The 16,892-nt window shown below is 73.2% G+C and carries 16 protein-coding genes; 12 read left to right on the forward strand and 4 right to left on the reverse strand.

The window, feature by feature from the left end; genetic code table 11:
* Window positions 1-9: 9 nt before the first annotated feature.
* The gene (locus IE177_RS24385) at window positions 10-882 is read right to left on the reverse strand and encodes a winged helix-turn-helix transcriptional regulator (RefSeq protein WP_190017540.1); all 873 of its coding nucleotides are present in this window, start codon (window positions 880-882) and stop codon (window positions 10-12) included.
* 175 nt (window positions 883-1,057) lie between these two features.
* Between IE177_RS24385 and IE177_RS24390 the strand changes: the two genes are divergently transcribed.
* The 5 genes from IE177_RS24390 to IE177_RS24410 all read left to right on the forward strand — a co-directional run bounded on the left by IE177_RS24390 (window position 1,058) and on the right by IE177_RS24410 (window position 5,943).
* Window positions 1,058-1,867: an ABC transporter permease gene (locus IE177_RS24390; protein WP_190017541.1), complete on the forward strand. Its 810-nt coding sequence runs from the start codon at window positions 1,058-1,060 to the stop codon at window positions 1,865-1,867.
* A 2-nt stretch (window positions 1,868-1,869) separates the two neighbouring features.
* Window positions 1,870-2,856 carry an ABC transporter ATP-binding protein gene (locus tag IE177_RS24395; RefSeq protein WP_190017542.1) on the forward strand — a complete coding sequence of 329 codons (987 nt, stop codon included), beginning with the start codon at window positions 1,870-1,872 and terminating at the stop codon, window positions 2,854-2,856.
* Window positions 2,853-3,683, forward strand: coding sequence for an ABC transporter permease (locus IE177_RS24400; RefSeq protein ID WP_190017543.1), 831 nt, complete (start codon window positions 2,853-2,855; stop codon window positions 3,681-3,683). Before IE177_RS24395 ends, IE177_RS24400 begins: the two co-directional genes overlap by 4 nt.
* Window positions 3,684-3,995: 312 nt before the next feature.
* Window positions 3,996-4,448: a GNAT family N-acetyltransferase gene (locus IE177_RS24405; RefSeq protein ID WP_190017544.1), complete on the forward strand. Its 453-nt coding sequence runs from the start codon at window positions 3,996-3,998 to the stop codon at window positions 4,446-4,448.
* A gap of 112 nt (window positions 4,449-4,560) precedes the next feature.
* Complete coding sequence (locus IE177_RS24410) at window positions 4,561-5,943, forward strand: PAS domain-containing protein (RefSeq protein WP_190017545.1); 1,383 nt, start codon at window positions 4,561-4,563, stop codon at window positions 5,941-5,943.
* A 78-nt stretch (window positions 5,944-6,021) separates the two neighbouring features.
* Here the strand turns inward: IE177_RS24410 and IE177_RS24415 are convergent, their stop codons facing one another.
* Entirely contained in the window at window positions 6,022-6,777 is a 756-nt protein-coding gene (locus tag IE177_RS24415) for an SIS domain-containing protein (RefSeq protein ID WP_190017546.1), read from the reverse strand.
* 231 nt (window positions 6,778-7,008) lie between these two features.
* Between IE177_RS24415 and IE177_RS24420 the strand changes: the two genes are divergently transcribed.
* The 3 genes from IE177_RS24420 (at window position 7,009) to IE177_RS24430 (ending at window position 9,750) form a co-directional block, all read left to right on the forward strand.
* Window positions 7,009-7,701, forward strand: a complete 693-nt coding sequence (locus IE177_RS24420; RefSeq protein ID WP_190017547.1) for an iron-dependent transcriptional repressor DtxR — start codon at window positions 7,009-7,011, stop codon at window positions 7,699-7,701.
* A 289-nt stretch (window positions 7,702-7,990) separates the two neighbouring features.
* Entirely contained in the window at window positions 7,991-8,860 is an 870-nt protein-coding gene (locus tag IE177_RS24425) for an alpha/beta fold hydrolase (protein ID WP_190017548.1), read from the forward strand.
* On the forward strand, window positions 8,857-9,750 hold the full coding sequence (locus IE177_RS24430) for a class I SAM-dependent methyltransferase (RefSeq protein ID WP_190017549.1): 894 nt from the start codon (window positions 8,857-8,859) through the stop codon (window positions 9,748-9,750). Before IE177_RS24425 ends, IE177_RS24430 begins: the two co-directional genes overlap by 4 nt.
* A gap of 57 nt (window positions 9,751-9,807) precedes the next feature.
* Here the strand turns inward: IE177_RS24430 and IE177_RS24435 are convergent, their stop codons facing one another.
* Window positions 9,808-10,473, reverse strand: a complete 666-nt coding sequence (locus tag IE177_RS24435) for a bifunctional DNA primase/polymerase (RefSeq protein ID WP_190017550.1) — start codon at window positions 10,471-10,473, stop codon at window positions 9,808-9,810.
* A gap of 257 nt (window positions 10,474-10,730) precedes the next feature.
* On the opposite strand from IE177_RS24435, the gene IE177_RS24440 reads away from it, so the two are divergent.
* Window positions 10,731-12,116 (forward strand): NsdA family TPR-like regulatory protein, encoded by a 1,386-nt coding sequence (locus IE177_RS24440; protein WP_190017551.1) that lies wholly within the window; start codon window positions 10,731-10,733, stop codon window positions 12,114-12,116.
* 201 nt (window positions 12,117-12,317) lie between these two features.
* Window positions 12,318-13,931, forward strand: a complete 1,614-nt coding sequence (locus tag IE177_RS24445; RefSeq protein ID WP_190017552.1) for a hypothetical protein — start codon at window positions 12,318-12,320, stop codon at window positions 13,929-13,931.
* A 37-nt stretch (window positions 13,932-13,968) separates the two neighbouring features.
* Here IE177_RS24445 and IE177_RS24450 read toward each other — a convergent pair whose 3' ends face one another.
* Entirely contained in the window at window positions 13,969-15,291 is a 1,323-nt protein-coding gene (locus tag IE177_RS24450; protein ID WP_190017553.1) for an ABC transporter substrate-binding protein, read from the reverse strand.
* A 117-nt stretch (window positions 15,292-15,408) separates the two neighbouring features.
* Between IE177_RS24450 and IE177_RS24455 the strand changes: the two genes are divergently transcribed.
* Both IE177_RS24455 and purU read left to right on the forward strand, forming a co-directional pair.
* Window positions 15,409-15,909 (forward strand): SCO4402 family protein, encoded by a 501-nt coding sequence (locus IE177_RS24455; protein WP_190017554.1) that lies wholly within the window; start codon window positions 15,409-15,411, stop codon window positions 15,907-15,909.
* 63 nt (window positions 15,910-15,972) lie between these two features.
* Window positions 15,973-16,851, forward strand: a complete 879-nt coding sequence (purU, locus tag IE177_RS24460; protein ID WP_190017555.1) for a formyltetrahydrofolate deformylase — start codon at window positions 15,973-15,975, stop codon at window positions 16,849-16,851.
* Window positions 16,852-16,892 lie beyond the last annotated feature (41 nt).

Below are 16,892 nucleotides of genomic sequence, written 5' to 3' on the forward strand. Positions count from 1 at the left end.
GGCGGCGGGTCAGCCGCCGAGGACGGACGCCCGCGCCAGCGCGGTCGTGACCGCCCCCGGGATGTCGGTCACCGGGAACTGCGCGTGCCGCACGACGCGTTCCCGGTCCACCACCAGGACCGCCCGCTTCAGCCGCAGTGACTGACCCGCCCGGAACGTCGGCAGCCGCAGCGCCGCCGACAGCGCGAGGTCCATGTCCGACAGCAGCGGGAACGGAATCCGCTCCTCCGCCGCGAACACCCGCTGTTCGTCCGGCCGCTGGGTGCTCACCCCGCGCACCGCGACCCCGGCGGCCCGGAACGCGTCGTGGGCGTCCCGGAACAGCCGGTTCTCCAGCGTGCAGCCGACCGTGCCGGGGATGTCCGACCAGCCTTCTGGCAGCGGGCTCGGCCGGCCCGTCGCCGGATAGCAGAACAGCACCGTCGGACCGCCGCCCACCGGATCCAGCTCCCCGCCGGTGTGCGCGGGCAGGGTCAGCGCCGGTACCGCGGTACCGGGCAGGCCCGCCACCCGGTGCGCCTCGGCGGTGTCCGCCCCTGCCGACGCGGACAGCGAGCCGTCGCCGAGCAGCCAGCGGTCGGCCCAGTCCTGCATCGACACCAGCACCGGCAGCAGGGCCCGGCCGGACGGGCTGAGCCGGTACTCGTACCGGACCGGTCCCTCCTGGTACGGCACCTTCTCCAGGACCCCGCTGTCCACCAGGTGTCCCAGCCGCTCCGCGAGCACCTTGCGGGAGATGCCCAGCTCCGCCTGGAGCGCGTCGAAGCGGTGGTGGCCGCGTGCCGTCTCCCGCACCAGCAGCAGGCTCCACCAGTCGCCGATCACCGCCGCGGCCTGCGCGATCGCGCACGCCGCGTCCCGCTCGGGTACCTCTCGCGCCACGGCCGTCCTCCGTCCCACCCCGCACCGTCGCGAGGCACCATCCTGCCCACACCATCTTGCGCCACCAGGTCAGTTCCCGATAGAAACCTAAGCGAAATGAGTCAGTTCCCAAAGGGAACTCACTTGCCGGTCCCGTTCCGCCGAGGACCGTTCAGCCAACCGGGGGAGGAAACACGTGGCGACAGCCACCGCCTGGCGCACCGGCCGGGCCACCGCCTGGCGCACCTGGCAGACGACCAGACGCGCCTACCCATGGACCTACGCCGTCGGCACCGTCCTGCCCGCCGCGCTCACCATCGCGCTCGGACACCTCGCCTTCCACGCCATCGGCGCCGGCGAGACCGGCTCCGGCTTCCACGAAGGCCCCTACCTCGCCTACCTCGCGGTCGGCGCCACCGCCTACCAGTTCACCGTCCGGCTCATCCTCTGGTCGGCCAAGGCCCTCATCACCGAACAACGCCAGGGCACCCTGGGCGCCCTGCTCATCGCCCCCGCCGGCCGCCTGCCCTACCTGCTCGGCTTCACCGCCTTCGCCGTACTCAGCAGCGTCGCCGAGTTCCTCACCCTCGCGGTCGTCGTCGCCGCCCTCGGCATCACCATCCCCGTGGCCTCACCCCTCGGCGCGCTCGCCGGCGCCCTCGCGCTGATCACCGCCACCTTCGCGATGTCCGTCGGCCTCGGCGGCCTGATGATCGCCGCCGGTGAGGCACACATCTCCCAGAACACCCTCTTCTGCGTCCTCGGCCTGCTGTGCGGCTACACCTTCCCGCGCGCCTACCTGCCCGCCCCCGCGCAGTGGCTCGCCGACGCCCTCCCCACCACCGCCGCCATGGACGTCCTGCACGGCTCCCTCACCGGCGGCCGCACCCTCACCGACCTCGCCCCCCGCCTGGCCCTCAGCCTCCTGCTGAGCCTCGGCTACCTCCTCGCCGGCCTGCGCGGCCTCCCGCGCGCCGAAGCCCGCGCCGTGGAAAGGACCTACTGACCATGACCACCGGCATCCAGGTGCGCGACCTGCGCAAGGACTTCCCCGTCCGCGACCGCGGCCTCTTCGGACCCCGCACCGCCAAGACCGCCGTCGACGGCCTCGACCTCGACATCCCCGCCGGCCGCATCACCGGCCTGCTCGGCCTTAACGGCGCCGGCAAGACCACCACCATCAAGATCCTCGCCACCCTGCTCAGGCCCACCTCCGGCACCGTCCGCGTCGACGGCCTCGACACCGTCGCCGACGCCCGCGCCGTACGCCGCCGCATCAACCTCATCGCCGGCGGCGAACGCATGGTCTACACCCGCATGACCGGCCGCGAGAACCTCTGGTACTTCGCCCAGCTCTACGACGTTCCCAAACGGCAGGTGAGGACCCGCATCGACGACCTCCTCGCCCTCGTCGGCCTCACCAACGCCGCGGACACCCCGGTGGAGCGCTACTCCCGCGGCATGACCCAGCGCCTGGCCATCGCCCGCGGCCTCGTCAACGACCCCGCCTACCTGCTCCTCGACGAACCCACCCTCGGCCTCGACGCCCCCATCGCCCGCGACCTGCGCCGAGTGGTGGCCCGACTGGCCGCGGAGGGCACCGGGGTGCTGCTGACCTCCCACTACCTGGCCGAGGTCGAGGAACTCTGCTCACACGTCCACGTCATCGCCGACGGCCGCCACCTCGCCGCGGGCAGCCCCGCCCAGCTGAAGACCGCCACCGGCAGCCACGCCACCGTCCGCGTCACCGTCCCCAACCCCTCACCGGCGATCGCCGAGGTGGCCGCCCGCTTCGGCGCCACCCGCACCCCCGCCGACGACGGCGCCGAGGTCCTCACCCTGCGCCACCCCGACGACATCGCCGGCCCCCTGGCCGCGGCCGTCGTCCAGGCCGGCGGCTCCATCACCGCGCTCGACATCACCGAGGCAAGCCTCGAGGACGCCATCCTGACCCTGACGGACCGCACCGCCCGGACGGAGGCGGTACCGGCATGAGCGGCCTGCGCCCCGCCCTGCGGATCTTCGCCGCCGAGGCCCTCAAACAACACCGCCGCCTCTTCGGGCAGCCCCTCGTCGTCTTCTCCATGCTGGTCTGGCCGGTCCTGCAACTGGCGACGACCTACTACACCCTCCGCCCGGTGGCCACGGCCTCCCCGGCCGCCGCCCACTGGCCCCTGTCGGCGGACCCGCACCGCCTGCTGGCCTTCCTCGCCACCGGCACCCTGGCCTACGCCTTCTTCTTCTCCCTGGTCCAGTCGGCCTGGCACCTGTCCTTCGAGCGCACCACCGGCACCCTCGAACTGCTCTTCCTCTCCCCGGCCGGCCGCCTCACCCTGATGCTCGCCAACGGCGCCGGCGCCCTCGTCCAGAACGCCTGGCTCCTGACCTGCTTCACCGCGGCGGCCCTGCTCGGCTTCGGCACCCTGTCCGTGGCGGCGTGGTGGATGTACGGCGTCGTGATCCTCGCGCTTCTCGTCCCCGCGGTGGCCTGGGGCGCCTTCCTCAACAGCCTCCTGGTCTTCTCCCGCGACTCGGCGTTCCTCTACACGATCCTCGACGAACCCCTCTGGTTCGTCAGCGGCGTCCGCCTCCCCAACTTCGCCCTCCCGGCGGCCGTCCGGGTCATCGGCACGGCCTTCCCCCTGACCGCGAGCCTGACGGCGATCCGCGGAGCCCTCCTGAACGCCGAGCCCCTGTCGGCCCTGGCCCCTACCCTGACCTGGCTGACAGCCCTGAGCGCGCTGCTCCTGGCGGCGGCGGCGCTGCTCCTGCGCGTGGGAGAGGCCCGCTCGCAGCGGACCGGAAGGCTGACGCTGATCTGAGGGCGGCCGCCGTGAGAGGGGCCGCACAACGCAGACGACCCGCGAGCTCGGGTCCCCCGCCTGACGGCGGAGAAGCCGGCCGGACGTACCGGCGAGCTCGCGGGTCGGGTGACTGCTTGGGATTGGGCCGGCTGCACGCATCTTCCGCGCGCGGGTCCGGCACCGCACTTGATGTGGTGGCGGACTGCTAGCCCGCAGCCACCTCACGCGTCCGGTTCTCATACATCTGCCGAACCACCTCCCTTCTCGTGTAATCCACACCCTAGGAAATCGGGAGGAGGGGCTCAACCGTATTTAGGTACGTTCCCGTGTATGACCGAACTCCGGCTCGCCACCGTCGACGGCGAAGAGATGCTCGAGCAGTGGCGGTACATGCACAACGTGGTGGTGCCGCCTGCCGCGATGTCCCCGGAGGACGCCCGGGAGCGGCTCGGGCGGTACCGGCTCGTGAACGCCTATTCCGGGGACGCGCTCGTCGGGTGCTCCACAGTGCGGCCGCCGGAGGCCGGGGTGGCCACGGTCATCGCGCGGGTGCTGCCCGGGTTCCGGGGGCGGGGGTTCGGCGCGGCGCTCTACGCGGACGGGCTGGCGCACGCGCGCGGGGCGGGTGCCGAGGTGATCGAGACTTGTGTGCTGGCGGTGAACGAGGACGGGTTGCGGTTCGCCGGGCGGCACGGGTTCGTGGCGGCCGACCGGTATGTGCTGGACGGAGAGACCGACGAGTGGGTGGACCTGCGGCTTCCGCCGGGCGGCGCAGCGTATTGATTCCTGCAATCTTGCGGAACACGGTGTGTGCTGTGTCACGCTCCAGTTGAATGAAGGCCAGTGAGCGGATCGAGCGCCTGCGTGCGCGGACACAGCCTCCAGGGGGTCCAGGGTGAGTGCTTCCCGGCGGAGTGGGACCACGGACGAGCTGGGGCCGGGCGAGCCCGGTGAGCCCTGCGGCTCGGACCTGCTCGCCGCGCTGCTGGACGGCATGGACGCGGCTCTGTGCGCCTTCGACGCCGACGGGACCGTGACCCACTGGAACCGGGAGGCCGAGCGGATCCTGGGCTGGACCGCCGCCGAGGCCGTCGGCCGGCACGGGTTCGCCGGCTGGGCGGTGCGCAGCGCCGACGCCGAGGAGGTGCAGGCGCGGCTGATGTCCGTGATGCACTCGCCGGGACGCCAGGTGCACGAGTTCGCGCTGGTCACGAAGGACGGCGGGCGGGTGCTCGTACGGACCCAGTCCGCGGCGGTGCGTGGGCCGGACGGGAAGCCCGCCGGTGTCTACTGCGCGTTCAGCGAGGTGCACGCCCAGATCGACCTGGAGCGGTCGATCGCGCTGAGCGAGGCACTGCTGGAGGACGCGTCGTGGGGGGTCGTGCTCGTCGACGCCGATCTCCGGCCGGCCGTGGTGAACGCGCACGCGGCCCGTGCGCTGGGGACCGGGCGCACGTCCGCGCTGGGGCGGCCGCTCGGTGAACTCCTGGAGCAGGGCGTGGAGGAGCTGGAGGCCGCGCTCACGCATGTGCTGGCCGAGGGCGCGCCGCCCGCGCCCGCCGAGATGTGGGTGACGGTGCGTGCCCCGGAGGGCGGGCAGCGGCGCTGCTGGCGCAGCGGGTTCCTGCGGCTGGCCTCGCCGCTGGCGGAGGAACCGGTGCCGCTCGGGGTCGGCTGGCTGTTCCGGGATGTCACCGAGGCCAGGCAGGCCGAGCAGGAGGCGGCGCTGCTGCGGTTCCGTACGAACCAGCTGCATCGCGCGGCCAGGGCGGCCGCCGAGTGCGAGGACCCGGTGGAGGCGGCGACCGTCCACCTCGACTTCGCCCTGGCCGGCTTCGCCGACCACGCGCTCGTCGATCGGGTCGCGGGCGGCCCGCGCGCGGAGTGCGGGCAGGCGCCGGCTCCGGTGCGGCTGGTGCGGCTGGCCGCGACGCCCGCGGGAGCGCCCGGCCCGAGTCTGCTCACCGGCGCGGCGGGGTTGCCCGTGCGCTACCCGGCGGGGCATCCGGCGCCGCAGTGCGTGGAGCGGGCCGGGACCGTGCGCGCGGACGCCGGACCGGTGCCGGCGGAGCGGGCGCGGGAGTGGGCGCTGGAGCGGCAGTGGCCCGGCGACACGGTGCACGCGTTGTGCGCGGTGCTGCGCAGCAGGGGGCGGACGCTGGGCGTGGTGACCTTCCTGCGCGGGGCGGGCCGCAACCGGTTCGAGCGGCACGACACGGCCTACGCGGAGGATGTGGCAGGGCGTATCGCGGCGGCGCTGGACCTGGCGGGGGAGTAGTCCGCCCGCAGGGGGCCGGGATGCCCCGGGGGAGCCGGGATGCCCGGGCGAGCCGGGATGCCCCGGCCTTGCCCCGGCTCAGTGGCGGTAGTAGATCCGGTCGCCGTACTCCCGCATGACCCGGCCGTTCCACTCGTGGCCGCCGTCGACGTTGCCGGAGCGCAGGAGCGGGGGCTCGATGCCGCGCTCGGCCAGGGTGGCCGCGGTGGTCGCGACGACGGCCTGCATGAGGGCGGTGGTCACCACGGTGGAGGCGGGGGCGAAGGGCGCCGGGATGGTGTCGAGGGTGAGTTCCGCGTCGCCGACCGCGATCTTCGAGTCGAGGACGACGTCGCAGTGGTCCTTCAGGAAGGTGCCGGAGGAGTGCCGTGAGGTGGTCTGCGAGGCGTAGGCGACGGAGGTGACGCCGACGACCCGCACGCCGAGGGCGCGGGCGCCGACCGCCATCTCCACGGGCAGGGCGTTGCGTCCCGAGAGGGAGATGATCAGGAGGGCGTCGCCGGCGCGCAGCGGTGAGTTGTCGAGGACGGCGCTCGCGAGGCCGTCGACGCGTTCGAGGGCGGAGCCGAGGGTGGCCGGGTTGACGTCGACGCCGACGACGCCGGGCACGGCGAGCAGGTTCATCAGGGCGAGGCCGCCCGCGCGGTAGACGACGTCCTGGGCGGCGAGGGAGGAGTGTCCGGCGCCGAAGGCGAACAGGCGGCCGCCGGCCGCGACGGTGTCGGCGAGCAGCGTGCCGGCCGCGGTGATCGCCTCGGCCTCTTCCTCGCGGACCCGTTGCAGCAGGCCGATGGCGGCGTCGAAGAACAGGTCGGCAGGCGTGCCGTCGCTCATGCGGTGCCCCTTCGCAGCGTCTGTGTCGTGGATCACCGTGAGGTCTGGACCAGTGCGGTGTCAATACGGCGGGGTTCCTCGGCGGGCCCGCCCGCGGAACCGTCGGCGCTCCCCGTTTTCCCGGTACCGCCCGCTTGTCGGTGGGATCCGGCAGAATTGGTGCCAGGGCCAGCGCACGCGGCCGGGCTTCCGGCAGAGGTAGCTTCCGGCAGAGGTAATCGAGGGGCACGTATGTCCGGACTGATCGACACCACGGAGATGTATCTCCGCACCATCCTCGAACTGGAAGAGGAAGGCGTCGTTCCGATGCGTGCCCGCATCGCGGAGCGGCTGGACCAGAGCGGGCCCACGGTGAGCCAGACGGTGGCGCGGATGGAGCGCGACGGTCTGGTGTCCGTGGCCAGCGACCGGCACCTTGAGCTCACGGACGAGGGCCGCCGGCTCGCGACGCGCGTGATGCGCAAGCACCGGCTGGCGGAGTGTCTGCTCGTCGACGTGATCGGCCTGGAGTGGGAGCAGGTCCACGCGGAGGCGTGCCGCTGGGAGCACGTGATGAGCGAGGCGGTGGAGCGCCGGGTCCTGGAGCTGCTGCGTCACCCGACCGAGTCGCCGTACGGCAACCCGATCCCGGGTCTGGAGGAGCTGGGCGAGAAGGACGGCGCCGACCCGTTCCTGGACGAGGGTATGGTCTCGCTGGCCGACCTGGATCCCGGTACGGACGGCAAGACGGTCGTCGTCCGCCGTATCGGCGAGCCGATCCAGACGGACGCGCAGCTGATGTACACGCTGCGGCGGGCGGGTGTGCAGCCCGGTTCCGTGGTGAGCGTGACGGAGTCGGCGGGCGGGGTGCTGGTGGGCAGCGGGGGCGAGGCGGCCGAGCTGGTGGCGGATGTCGCCTCGCACGTGTTCGTCGCCAAGCGCTGATCGAGAGGGCCCCGGCGCCGTGTGGCGCCGGGGCCTGTCCTCCCCTGTGCTGACCCGGAGCCCCGAGCTCTCAGGGTCAGTCCCCCTCGGACCGTTTTTCCCCGAGCGGTCCGCCTCCCGCCAGAAGTGATCCCCTTGGCGGCGGCGATCATTCCTTGAGGGGTGTCACTCGAATGAGGGGTGTTGTCCGCAGAGGCAGTATTTTCGAAAAGGCATTCGATAGTCTGCGGCGGCAGTACGACGGCAGAACACCGGTACGAGGCAGGCGGAGCTGGGGGGTGCCAGGCCCATGGCACGGCGTATCGAGGTGACGGGAGCGGGCGGCGTGCGACTGGCCGCCTGGGAGTTCGCCGAGCCTCCCAAGGCGGACCCGGACCGGGCGGCACCGCAGGCCCCGGGGGTGCTGTTACTGCACGGCCTGATGGGCCGCGCCTCCCACTGGGCGGCGACGGCCCGCCGCCTCGCGGGACGGCATCGCGCCGTCGCCCTCGACCAGCGCGGCCACGGCAGGAGCGACAAGCCCCCCGAGTCCGCGTACACCCGCGAGGCGTACGTGGAGGACGCCGAGGCCGCCCTCGAGCAGCTCGGCCTCGCCCCCGCCGTCGTCATCGGCCACGCCATGGGCGCGCTGACCGCCTGGCAGCTCGCCGCCAAGCGCCCCGACCTGGTGCGCGGTCTGATCATCAGTGACATGCGGGCCTCCGCGCTCGGCGCGGCGTCGCAGCGCGAGTGGGCCGACTGGTTCCGGTCCTGGCCGGTTCCCTTCGCGACCCTCGCCGACGTCCGCAAGTGGTTCGGCGAGGACGACCCGTGGATCGAGCGCCCGACCCCTTCCCGCGGCGCCTTCTACGCCGAGGTGATGCACGAGCGCGACGACGGCTGGCGCCCCGTCTTCGAGCCGGAGCAGATGCTGAGGTCCCGGGAGACGTTCGTCTACGACGCGCACTGGGAGGAGCTGGCACAGGTCCGCTGCCCGGCCCTGGTGGTGCGCGCCCTGGACGGCGAACTGGGCCGCGCCGAGGCGCAGGAGATGGTGCGGGTGCTGCCCCAGGGCCAGTACGCCGAGGTGCCGGACGCCGGGCACCTCGCGCACTACGACCAGCCGGACGCCTGGCAGGCGGCGGTCGAACCGTTCCTGGAAGGGGTCCTGACCGGATGACGGCGGACACGAGCGGCCACGTGGTCACGGCGCCCCCCGCGGCCACCACAATCCCGGCAACCACGGCATCCGCATCGGCCACTGCCCGCCAGGAGGCGTTCCTGAAGGCCTTCCACGCCGAGCGTCCCGCGGTGACGGCTGAGGCGTTCGGCGGGGCCCGCACGGTGGACGGCCGCTCCGGCTACGAGATCCTGTGCGACCGCGTGTCCGGCCGCCGCCGCGTCCTCGACCTCGGCTGCGGCGACGGCCTGCTGCTGGACCTGCTCGCCCGCACCCCGGGCCGCCGGCTCGCCGGCGTGGACCTGTCCCCGCAGTCACTGTCCCTGGCCCGCCGCCGCCCGGCGCTGTCGGCGACCGCCCTGGTCGAGGCCCGGTCCCAGCAACTGCCCTTCGCGGAAGGCTGTTTCGACGCCTGCGTCTCCCACCTGGCGCTGATGCTCATGGCCGACGTCGAGCGGGTGATCGCCGAACTGGCCCGGGTGCTGGCGCCCGGTGGCCTGCTGGCCTGCGTGATCGGAGCGGGCGGCGGCGGGACGGGGTACGAGCTGCTCGGCGAGCTGCTGCCGCCGGCGCTGGCGCGGACACCGGCCGACCGGCGCATGCCCGCCCTGGGCGACCGGCGCACGCGGGATCCCGAGAGCCTCGGCGAACTGCTCACCACGGCCGGCTTCCACGAGCCGGAGCGGGAAACGGTGACCCTGGACCTGACCGCCCCGCCCGAGCAGGTGTGGGCGGCCCTCTCCGGCCTCTACGACTTCGCCGCCTTCGACAGGGACGCCCTGAACGTCGTCCGCGGGACCTTCCTCGCCCGTGCCGCCGGCCGCGTCACCCCGGACGAGCGGCTGTCCTGCCATTTCCGGGCGCACGTCGTCACGGCCGCCCGCCGCTGACGCGCGCCGCGGGCCCCGCCCTCCCGGTACCGGGCCTGCCCATACCGGGACCGGAACTCACCGGTCCCGTCCGCAGGCGTACGCGAGCGGTGAGATCAGCTCCTCCGCGTCCGGCAGCCAGCGGTTGGCCGGAGTCGGCCGGCAGGCCCACTGCGCGGCGCCTCGCGAGCCGAACCGTGTGGGCGGGGCGGCCACGTAGGAGCCCTCGCCCAGGATCGCCAGGTCCAGGGACGACAACGACCAGCCGAGCCCCCTTACCAGGGCCGGCACCTTGGCCGAGGCGCCCGGCAGGACGAAGAAGTGCATGCGCCGGTCGGGAGTCAGCGTGACCGGTCCGAGCGCCAGCTCCATCCGCTCCATGCGGGCCAGCGCGAGAAACCCCGCGGTCTCGGGGACGGACAACGCGTCGAAGGTCCGCCCCGTCGGCAGCAGGACCGACGCCGTCGGCCGGTCCTGCCACATCCGGCGGGCACCGCTCGCGCTGCCGGTCGCCTGCGCCGCCCAGTCGGGGCGCGTGGGGTGCGCACCCGGCGCAGGGCAGGAGGCGTCGCCGCACGAGCAGCGCTGCCTCCCGTCGACCGTTTCCAGCCAGGTGCCCGGAAACACGTCCCAGTGCCGTTCCTCGGCGTAGCGTACGGCGGCCTCCAGCAGCGACTGCCCGCGCTGCTGCGGAATCTGACCGGCCATCTGAGTGTTTCGGGCGCCCGCGATCGTCTCGTCCACGCCCCACTCAACTCCCGCGCCCACCTGGAGTTACGGCTGCGGCGCGCGCGGGGGAGGAGCACCGGGCCCGTGCCCGGGGCGCATGGGTGCACGGTCGGGGGCGCGCGGGGGGAAGCGGGCGTGAGGTGGGTAGCCAGGGTTGGGGTGGCATCGGCCGTTACCCCGGCAAACCGCACATGTCACGCATTGACGTTATGTCGGCTGGGCAGTGATCTTCCCGAAACGGTCACGCTCCAGGGGTTCGCAGGGGGTAGCACATGGCCGCAAGGCCTCTCGTGGCGAGGCAGCCGAACGAACGGCTGCAGGCACTCATCCAGGAAGCGGGGTGCTCGAACGCCGGGCTGGCCCGGCGGGTCAACATGTGCGGCGCCGAGCACGGTCTCGACCTGCGCTACGACAAGACGTCCGTGGCCCGCTGGCTGCGCGGCCAGCAGCCGCGGGGCCGGGCCCCGGCGATCATCGCCGAGGCGCTCGGGCGCAAGCTCGGCCGTACGGTCACGATCGACGAGATCGGCATGGCCAACGGCAAGAACCTCGCCTCGGGGGTCGGTCTCCAGTTCTCGCCGACGGTACTGGGGGCCATCGAGCAGGTCTGCGAGCTGTGGCGCAGCGACGTGGGGCGCCGGGACTTCCTGTCCGGCTCCTCCGTCGCCGCCTCCGCGCTGGTCGAGCCCAGCCGGGACTGGCTGATCTCGGTGCCGGACGCCCAGGTGGCCCGGCAGGCGGGCCCGCGCGTGGGCCAGTCCGACGTGGCGGCCGTACGGTCCATGACCCAGGCGCTGGTGGATCTCGACCACCAGTACGGCAGCGGGCATGTGCGCCCGGTCGTCGTGCACTATCTCAACAGTGTCGTCTCCGGGCTGCTCGCGGGCTCGTACCGGGAGGCGGTCGGGCGTGAACTCTTCGCGGCCGTCGCCCGGTTGACCGAGCTGGCCGGCTACATGGCGGTGGACACCGGGCAACCGGGCCTGGCCCAGCGCTACTACATCCAGTCGCTGCGGCTCGCTCAGGCAGCCGGGGACCGCGGTTACGGCGGGTACGTCCTCGCCGCGTCCATGAGTCACCTCGCCGCACAGCTCGGCAACCCGCGCGAGATCGCCCAGTTGGCGAGGGCGGCGCAGGAGGGCGCGCGCGGACAGGTCACCCCGCGCGTGGAGGCGATGTTCCACGCGGCCGAGGCGCGCGGGCACGCCCTGCTCGGCGACGTGCGCGCGGCGCAGACGGCGGGCGGGCGGGCGGTCACGGCGATGGAGGGCGCGGAGGCCTCCCGCGGCGACGACCCGGTGTGGATCAGGCACTTCGACGAGGCCTATCTGGCCGACGAGCTGGCGCACTGCCACCGCGACCTCGGGCAGGCCGAGGCGGCGGCCCGGTACGCGGAGCAGTCGCTGGCGGGGCATCCCGAGTCCCGGGCCCGCCGGCGCGCCATCGGCTATGTGCTGCTCGCCACGGCCCAGGTGCAGCAGCGGGAGGTCGAACAGGCCTGCAGCACCGGCATGAAGGCGGTGGAGCTGCTGGACACCCTCCGCTCCAACCGGGGCGCCGAGTACCTGGAGGACCTCCAGCAGCGGCTGGAGCCCTTCCGGGACGAGGCGGTGGTACGGGAGTTCGGGGCGCGCCTCGATCTCCAGCAGGCCGCGTGAACACCGGCCCCGCGAACGCGTGAACGTGCGGGAAACGGCACCCCGGTGCGCGCGGGGTGCCGTGAACAGTGCGCCACGGGGCGGTTCTGTTACTGCTGTCACAGGGAAGAAGATCGCGCCTTGAGCTGCGTGGCACCCGGCTCGGGGGACCCGGTAGCGTGAGCCGACGATTCACAAGGTCCCCCATTAGTAGGAGTCCCGGTGACGCAGAGTGGACAGGGCGAGGAGCCCTCGGCGCGGCCCGCGCGCGAAGGCATCGTGCTGCCCTCCGACGGAGGCGAGCCCCTGTTGCCGGGCATGACGGCACCCGCCCCGGCCCCGGCCGCCCCGGCGGGCGGGCAGGCATGGAACGGTTCCTGGGGCCCCGAGCAGCAGGCCCCCCGGCCCGGCCAGGGCTGGCCTCCGGCGACGGCCCAGCAGTGGGGCACGCCGGACGCCCGGCCCCCGGCCGCCGCGAACCCCGGCCCGATGCCGCCGGAGGGCGCCCCGGCGCAGTCGTACGGCGGCCCACAGCCCTCCTACGGCCCCGGTGACCAGCAGCCGCACCACGGCGGGCAGCCCGCGTACGGCGCGCCCGACCCGTACCGGCAGAACCCGCAGCATCCGCAGAACCCGCAGCAGTACGCCGCGCCCACCGGGCCGCTGCCCCCCGCGTACCCGGCGGCGAGCGCCCCCCTGCCCCCGACGGCCGACGGCGCGACGCAGTACATTCCGCCGGTCCAGGGCGGCCCCGAGGGCGCGACGCAGTACATTCCGCCGGTCCAGGCCGGCCCCGAGGGTGCGACCCAGTACATTCCGCCGGTCCAGGCCGACTCCGCCGACGGCGCCACGCAGTACATCCCCCCGGTGCCGGCCGGCGCGCTGCCCCCGGAGTCCGCCGGCGAGGAGACGCGGTACCTCGGCCGCACGCCGCAGCAGGCGGCGCCCGCGCACCCCGACGCGGAGGCCACGCAGTACATACCGCCCTACGCCGCCCAGGCCGACGGCGCCGACCGGCAGCCGCCCGCCGAGTTCGACAGCCTCTTCCGCGGCGGACCCGCGGGCGGAGAGGGCCCGGCCGGGTCCACCCAGCAGCTCCCGCGCGTGCCGGACGCCCACCCCGGCCCGGCGCAGTCGTCGTACGGCGAGCGCCATTCGTACGACGACCACCGGTCGTACGACGCGCACGACGGCGGCGGGCGGCGCAGCGGGCGTTCCCGGGTGCCGCTGATCGCCGCCATCGGGATCGGCATCGTCGTGATCGGCGTGGGCGCCGGTGCGCTGCTCGGCGGCGGGGGCGACAAGGACTCGGGCGGCGACGACAAGACGGTCGCCGCCGCGTCCCCCACCACCCAGGACTCCGCCTCGCCCTCCGCCGATCCCGCCCGGCAGCAGGCGGTCGCGCTGGACAAGCTGCTCGCGGACAGCGGCAGCAGCCGTGCCTCGGTGATCCAGGCGGTGACCGACGTCAGGCGGTGCGCCAACCTCGACCAGGCGGCCTCCAACCTGCGCGGCGCGGCCAAGCAGCGCGGCCAGCTGGTCACCCGGCTCGGCAAGCTGTCCGTGGACAGGCTGCCGAACAGCGGTGATCTCACCACCGCCCTGACCAAGGCCTGGCAGGCCTCCGCGGCGGCCGACAACCACTACGCGGCCTGGGCCGACCAGACCAAGGGCCGCAAGGGCTGCCACAAGGGTCAGGCCCGCGGCACCGGCCAGACCCAGGCCGGCGACCGGGAGAGCGGCACCGCCAGCGCGCAGAAGGTGAAGGCGGCCGCGCTGTGGAACTCGATCGCGACGAAGTACGGCCTGACCCAGCGCCAGCCCACCCAGCTCTGACGCGTCCCGCACGGCCGGGCCCGCCCGGCCGTGCGGCTCACTGCACGTCCGCGCTCTGCAGTGTCCTCGTCATGTCGGCGGTCTCGCCGCCGCCGACGTCCTCGCGGGCCGCGACCAGCTTGCCGTCCCGGACCACCTGCAGTGTCACGTCCGCGTTGACCAGCCGCGGCAGGCCGATCCCGGCGAGCTTGCTCTCGTAGGGCCAGTGCAGGGTCGGGGTGAGGCCGCCGGTGGAGACGCGCAGGTCGTCGTCGAGCGCGCGCCGCACGGTGTCCGCGCTCACTTCGCGGCCGCCGAGTTTCTCCAGGGCCGCCTTGAGCACGGTGTAGGCGATCCAGGTGGTCTGCACCCCGGCGTCGGCGGGGTCGATGCTGTTGTCGCCGAAGGCCTCCCGGTTGATCACCTTCTTCATCGGGTCCCAGCGCGCGTCGGACGCCGGCGGGTACCAGCCGGTGATGTACGCCCCCTCGTAGGGGCCGGACGCCCCGCCCGTGGCGTTGATCACGGTCTGGTCGACGCTGCCGAGCACGGTCGCGGTGCGGACCTCGGGGAAGTCCTCGCGGGCCCGCCGGAAGGAGTCCATGAAGGTGGTGGTGCGGTCGCCGAGCGCGGGCACCACACAGCCCTTCTTCCGCACGTCCTTGGTGGCGTAGCGCAGCGCCTGCTCGGCCTGGCCGCCGTACTCGGTGGCGTCCTCGGCGGCGAGCTGGTCGCCCGCGCTCGCGTGTCGGCCCGCCTTGAGCCCGGAGTCGAGCACGAGGGGCTGGACGTCTCCCGCGATGCTGTCGGGGCGGACCAGGGCGACGTTGCCGCAGGTGCCGGCGAGGGCCTTGCCCAGACCGGCCAGGAGGGCGGACTGGCCGCCGTTGACCGGGTAGGACATGGTGCCGGTGAACTCGTCGTTGGTGACGCCGTAGCCCCCGATGTAGGGGATGCCGGCGCCTTCCAGCGGGGCGAGGAAGGAGTCGCCGAACTGGCTGTAGGAGCCGACGACCGCCACCACGTCCTCGGCCGCCGCGCGCCTGGCGCACTTGGCGGCGCCGACGCTGTCGTTGTGGTCGTTGCAGGTCAGGACCTCGAGTCGGCGGCCGTCGATGCCGCCGCGGGAGTTGATCCACCGGGCGTAGGCTCGGGCCATGGCGGGCATGCCGGGCTTGTTGGTGGCGTCGGTGCCCTGGGGCGCCCAGGTCATGACCTTGATCGGACCGTCCCCGGAGCCCCCCGTGGCACCGGGGATGGCCCCGCATCCGGTGGCGAACGACGCACACAGGGCCAGGGCGCCCGCGGTCAGGGCGGTGCCTTTGCCGGGCTGCGTGAAGGAGGAGAGGAAGGTGCTGCGGAAGCGTCGCCTGCCGGTCATGCACACGCACGATTCCCCCACATCACTAACCCAGGAGTGACCATTGGTCAACGAACGGTGACATCGAGGTGAATTGGAGGGGCCGGTGAAACCGGTGTGGCGAGGAACGTACGATCGATGACCGTGCAAGGTACGGAGAACTCTTCCCGTCGTGGCCGTCGCTCCTCCACCATGGGCGGCATGCCCCTGAACGACATGCCGTGGTGGCGCTGGCGCAGCAACGTGCGCTCGGCGCTGCACATGCTCTCCGACCCGGTGTTCCAGCGGGACGTCTGGCTGGCCGGCGTCGACGGGTACGGCGACGTCACCGACGCCGTGTACCGGCTGGTGGAGGACACCTGGCTGGACAACTGGTCGGCGGAGAAGTACGTCGGCACGATATTCCGGGACTCCCAGGAGGCGGCGCTCGTCGACACCGCCGTCCTGCGCGTGCTGCGGATCATGCACCAGGTCGGCCCCGACGCCCCGGTCGACGCGTACCTCGACCACCAGGGGTGGCCGGAGGCGGTGCGGGCGGCACGCGACGCTCACGTCCGGATGTCGGTGAGCGACGGCGAGGACCCGGAGGCCGCACCGAAGACCCTCGAAGTGCTGAGGATCCTCACGCGGACCGCTTAGCCGGCCGGTCCGCGTGGCGGACGGCCGCCCCCGGGGCGGGACCGGTATGGGACGCTGTAGGGCATGAATGAGCAGTCTGCTGCCGCCGCACCGGCCGATCAGTACGTCCTGACGCTGTCCTGCCCGGACAAGCAGGGAATCGTGCACGCCGTGTCCAGCTATCTCTTCATGACCGGCTGCAACATCGCCGACAGCCAGCAGTTCGGCGACCGCGACACGGGCCTGTTCTTCATGCGCGTCCACTTCTCGGCCGAGACCCCGGTGACCGTGGACAAGCTGCGGGCGAGCTTCGCCGCGATCGGCGACTCTTTCCACATGGACTGGCAGATCCACCGGGCCGACGAGAAGATGCGCATCCTGCTGATGGTCAGCAAGTTCGGGCACTGCCTGAACGACCTGCTGTTCCGGGCCCGGATCGGCGCGCTGCCCGTGGAGATCGCGGGCGTCGTCTCCAACCACACTGAGTTCGAGGAGCTGGTGGGCTCCTACAACATTCCCTTCCACCACATTCCGGTGACGAAGGACACCAAGGCCGAGGGCGAGGCGAAGCTGCTGCAGATCGTGCGCGAGGAGAAGGTCGAACTGGTCATCCTCGCCCGCTACATGCAGGTCCTCTCGGACGACCTGTGCAAGCAGCTCAGCGGCCGCATCATCAACATCCACCACTCGTTCCTGCCGAGCTTCAAGGGCGCGAAGCCGTACCACCAGGCGCACGCGCGGGGTGTGAAGCTGATCGGCGCGACGGCGCACTACGTCACCGCGGACCTGGACGAGGGGCCGATCATCGAGCAGGAGGTCGAGCGCGTCGGCCACGACGTGACCCCGGACCAGCTGGTCGCCCTCGGCCGTGACGTGGAGTGCCAGGCGCTGGCGCGGGCGGTGAAGTGGCACGCGGAGCGGCGCATCCTGCTCAACGGCCGGCGCACGGTCGTCTTCGCCTGAGGCCCCCGGGCCGCGCGGCGGGGGGCCGGCCACGGAGGCCC

The organism is Streptomyces lucensis JCM 4490, assembly GCF_014650035.1.
Classification (GTDB): Bacteria; Actinomycetota; Actinomycetes; order Streptomycetales; family Streptomycetaceae; genus Streptomyces; species Streptomyces lucensis.

Coding starts and splice junctions, on each gene's coding strand:
- IE177_RS24395 (WP_190017542.1), top strand. CDS start 1,870: ATGACCACCGGCATCCAGGTGCGCGACCTGCGCAAGGACTTCCCCGTC.
- IE177_RS24400 (WP_190017543.1), top strand. CDS start 2,853: ATGAGCGGCCTGCGCCCCGCCCTGCGGATCTTCGCCGCCGAGGCCCTC.
- IE177_RS24405 (WP_190017544.1), top strand. CDS start 3,996: ATGACCGAACTCCGGCTCGCCACCGTCGACGGCGAAGAGATGCTCGAG.
- IE177_RS24415 (WP_190017546.1), bottom strand. CDS start 6,777: ATGAGCGACGGCACGCCTGCCGACCTGTTCTTCGACGCCGCCATCGGC.
- IE177_RS24420 (WP_190017547.1), top strand. CDS start 7,009: ATGTCCGGACTGATCGACACCACGGAGATGTATCTCCGCACCATCCTC.
- IE177_RS24425 (WP_190017548.1), top strand. CDS start 7,991: ATGGCACGGCGTATCGAGGTGACGGGAGCGGGCGGCGTGCGACTGGCC.
- IE177_RS24430 (WP_190017549.1), top strand. CDS start 8,857: ATGACGGCGGACACGAGCGGCCACGTGGTCACGGCGCCCCCCGCGGCC.
- IE177_RS24440 (WP_190017551.1), top strand. CDS start 10,731: ATGGCCGCAAGGCCTCTCGTGGCGAGGCAGCCGAACGAACGGCTGCAG.
- IE177_RS24450 (WP_190017553.1), bottom strand. CDS start 15,291: ATGACCGGCAGGCGACGCTTCCGCAGCACCTTCCTCTCCTCCTTCACG.
- IE177_RS24455 (WP_190017554.1), top strand. CDS start 15,409: ATGACCGTGCAAGGTACGGAGAACTCTTCCCGTCGTGGCCGTCGCTCC.
- purU (WP_190017555.1), top strand. CDS start 15,973: ATGAATGAGCAGTCTGCTGCCGCCGCACCGGCCGATCAGTACGTCCTG.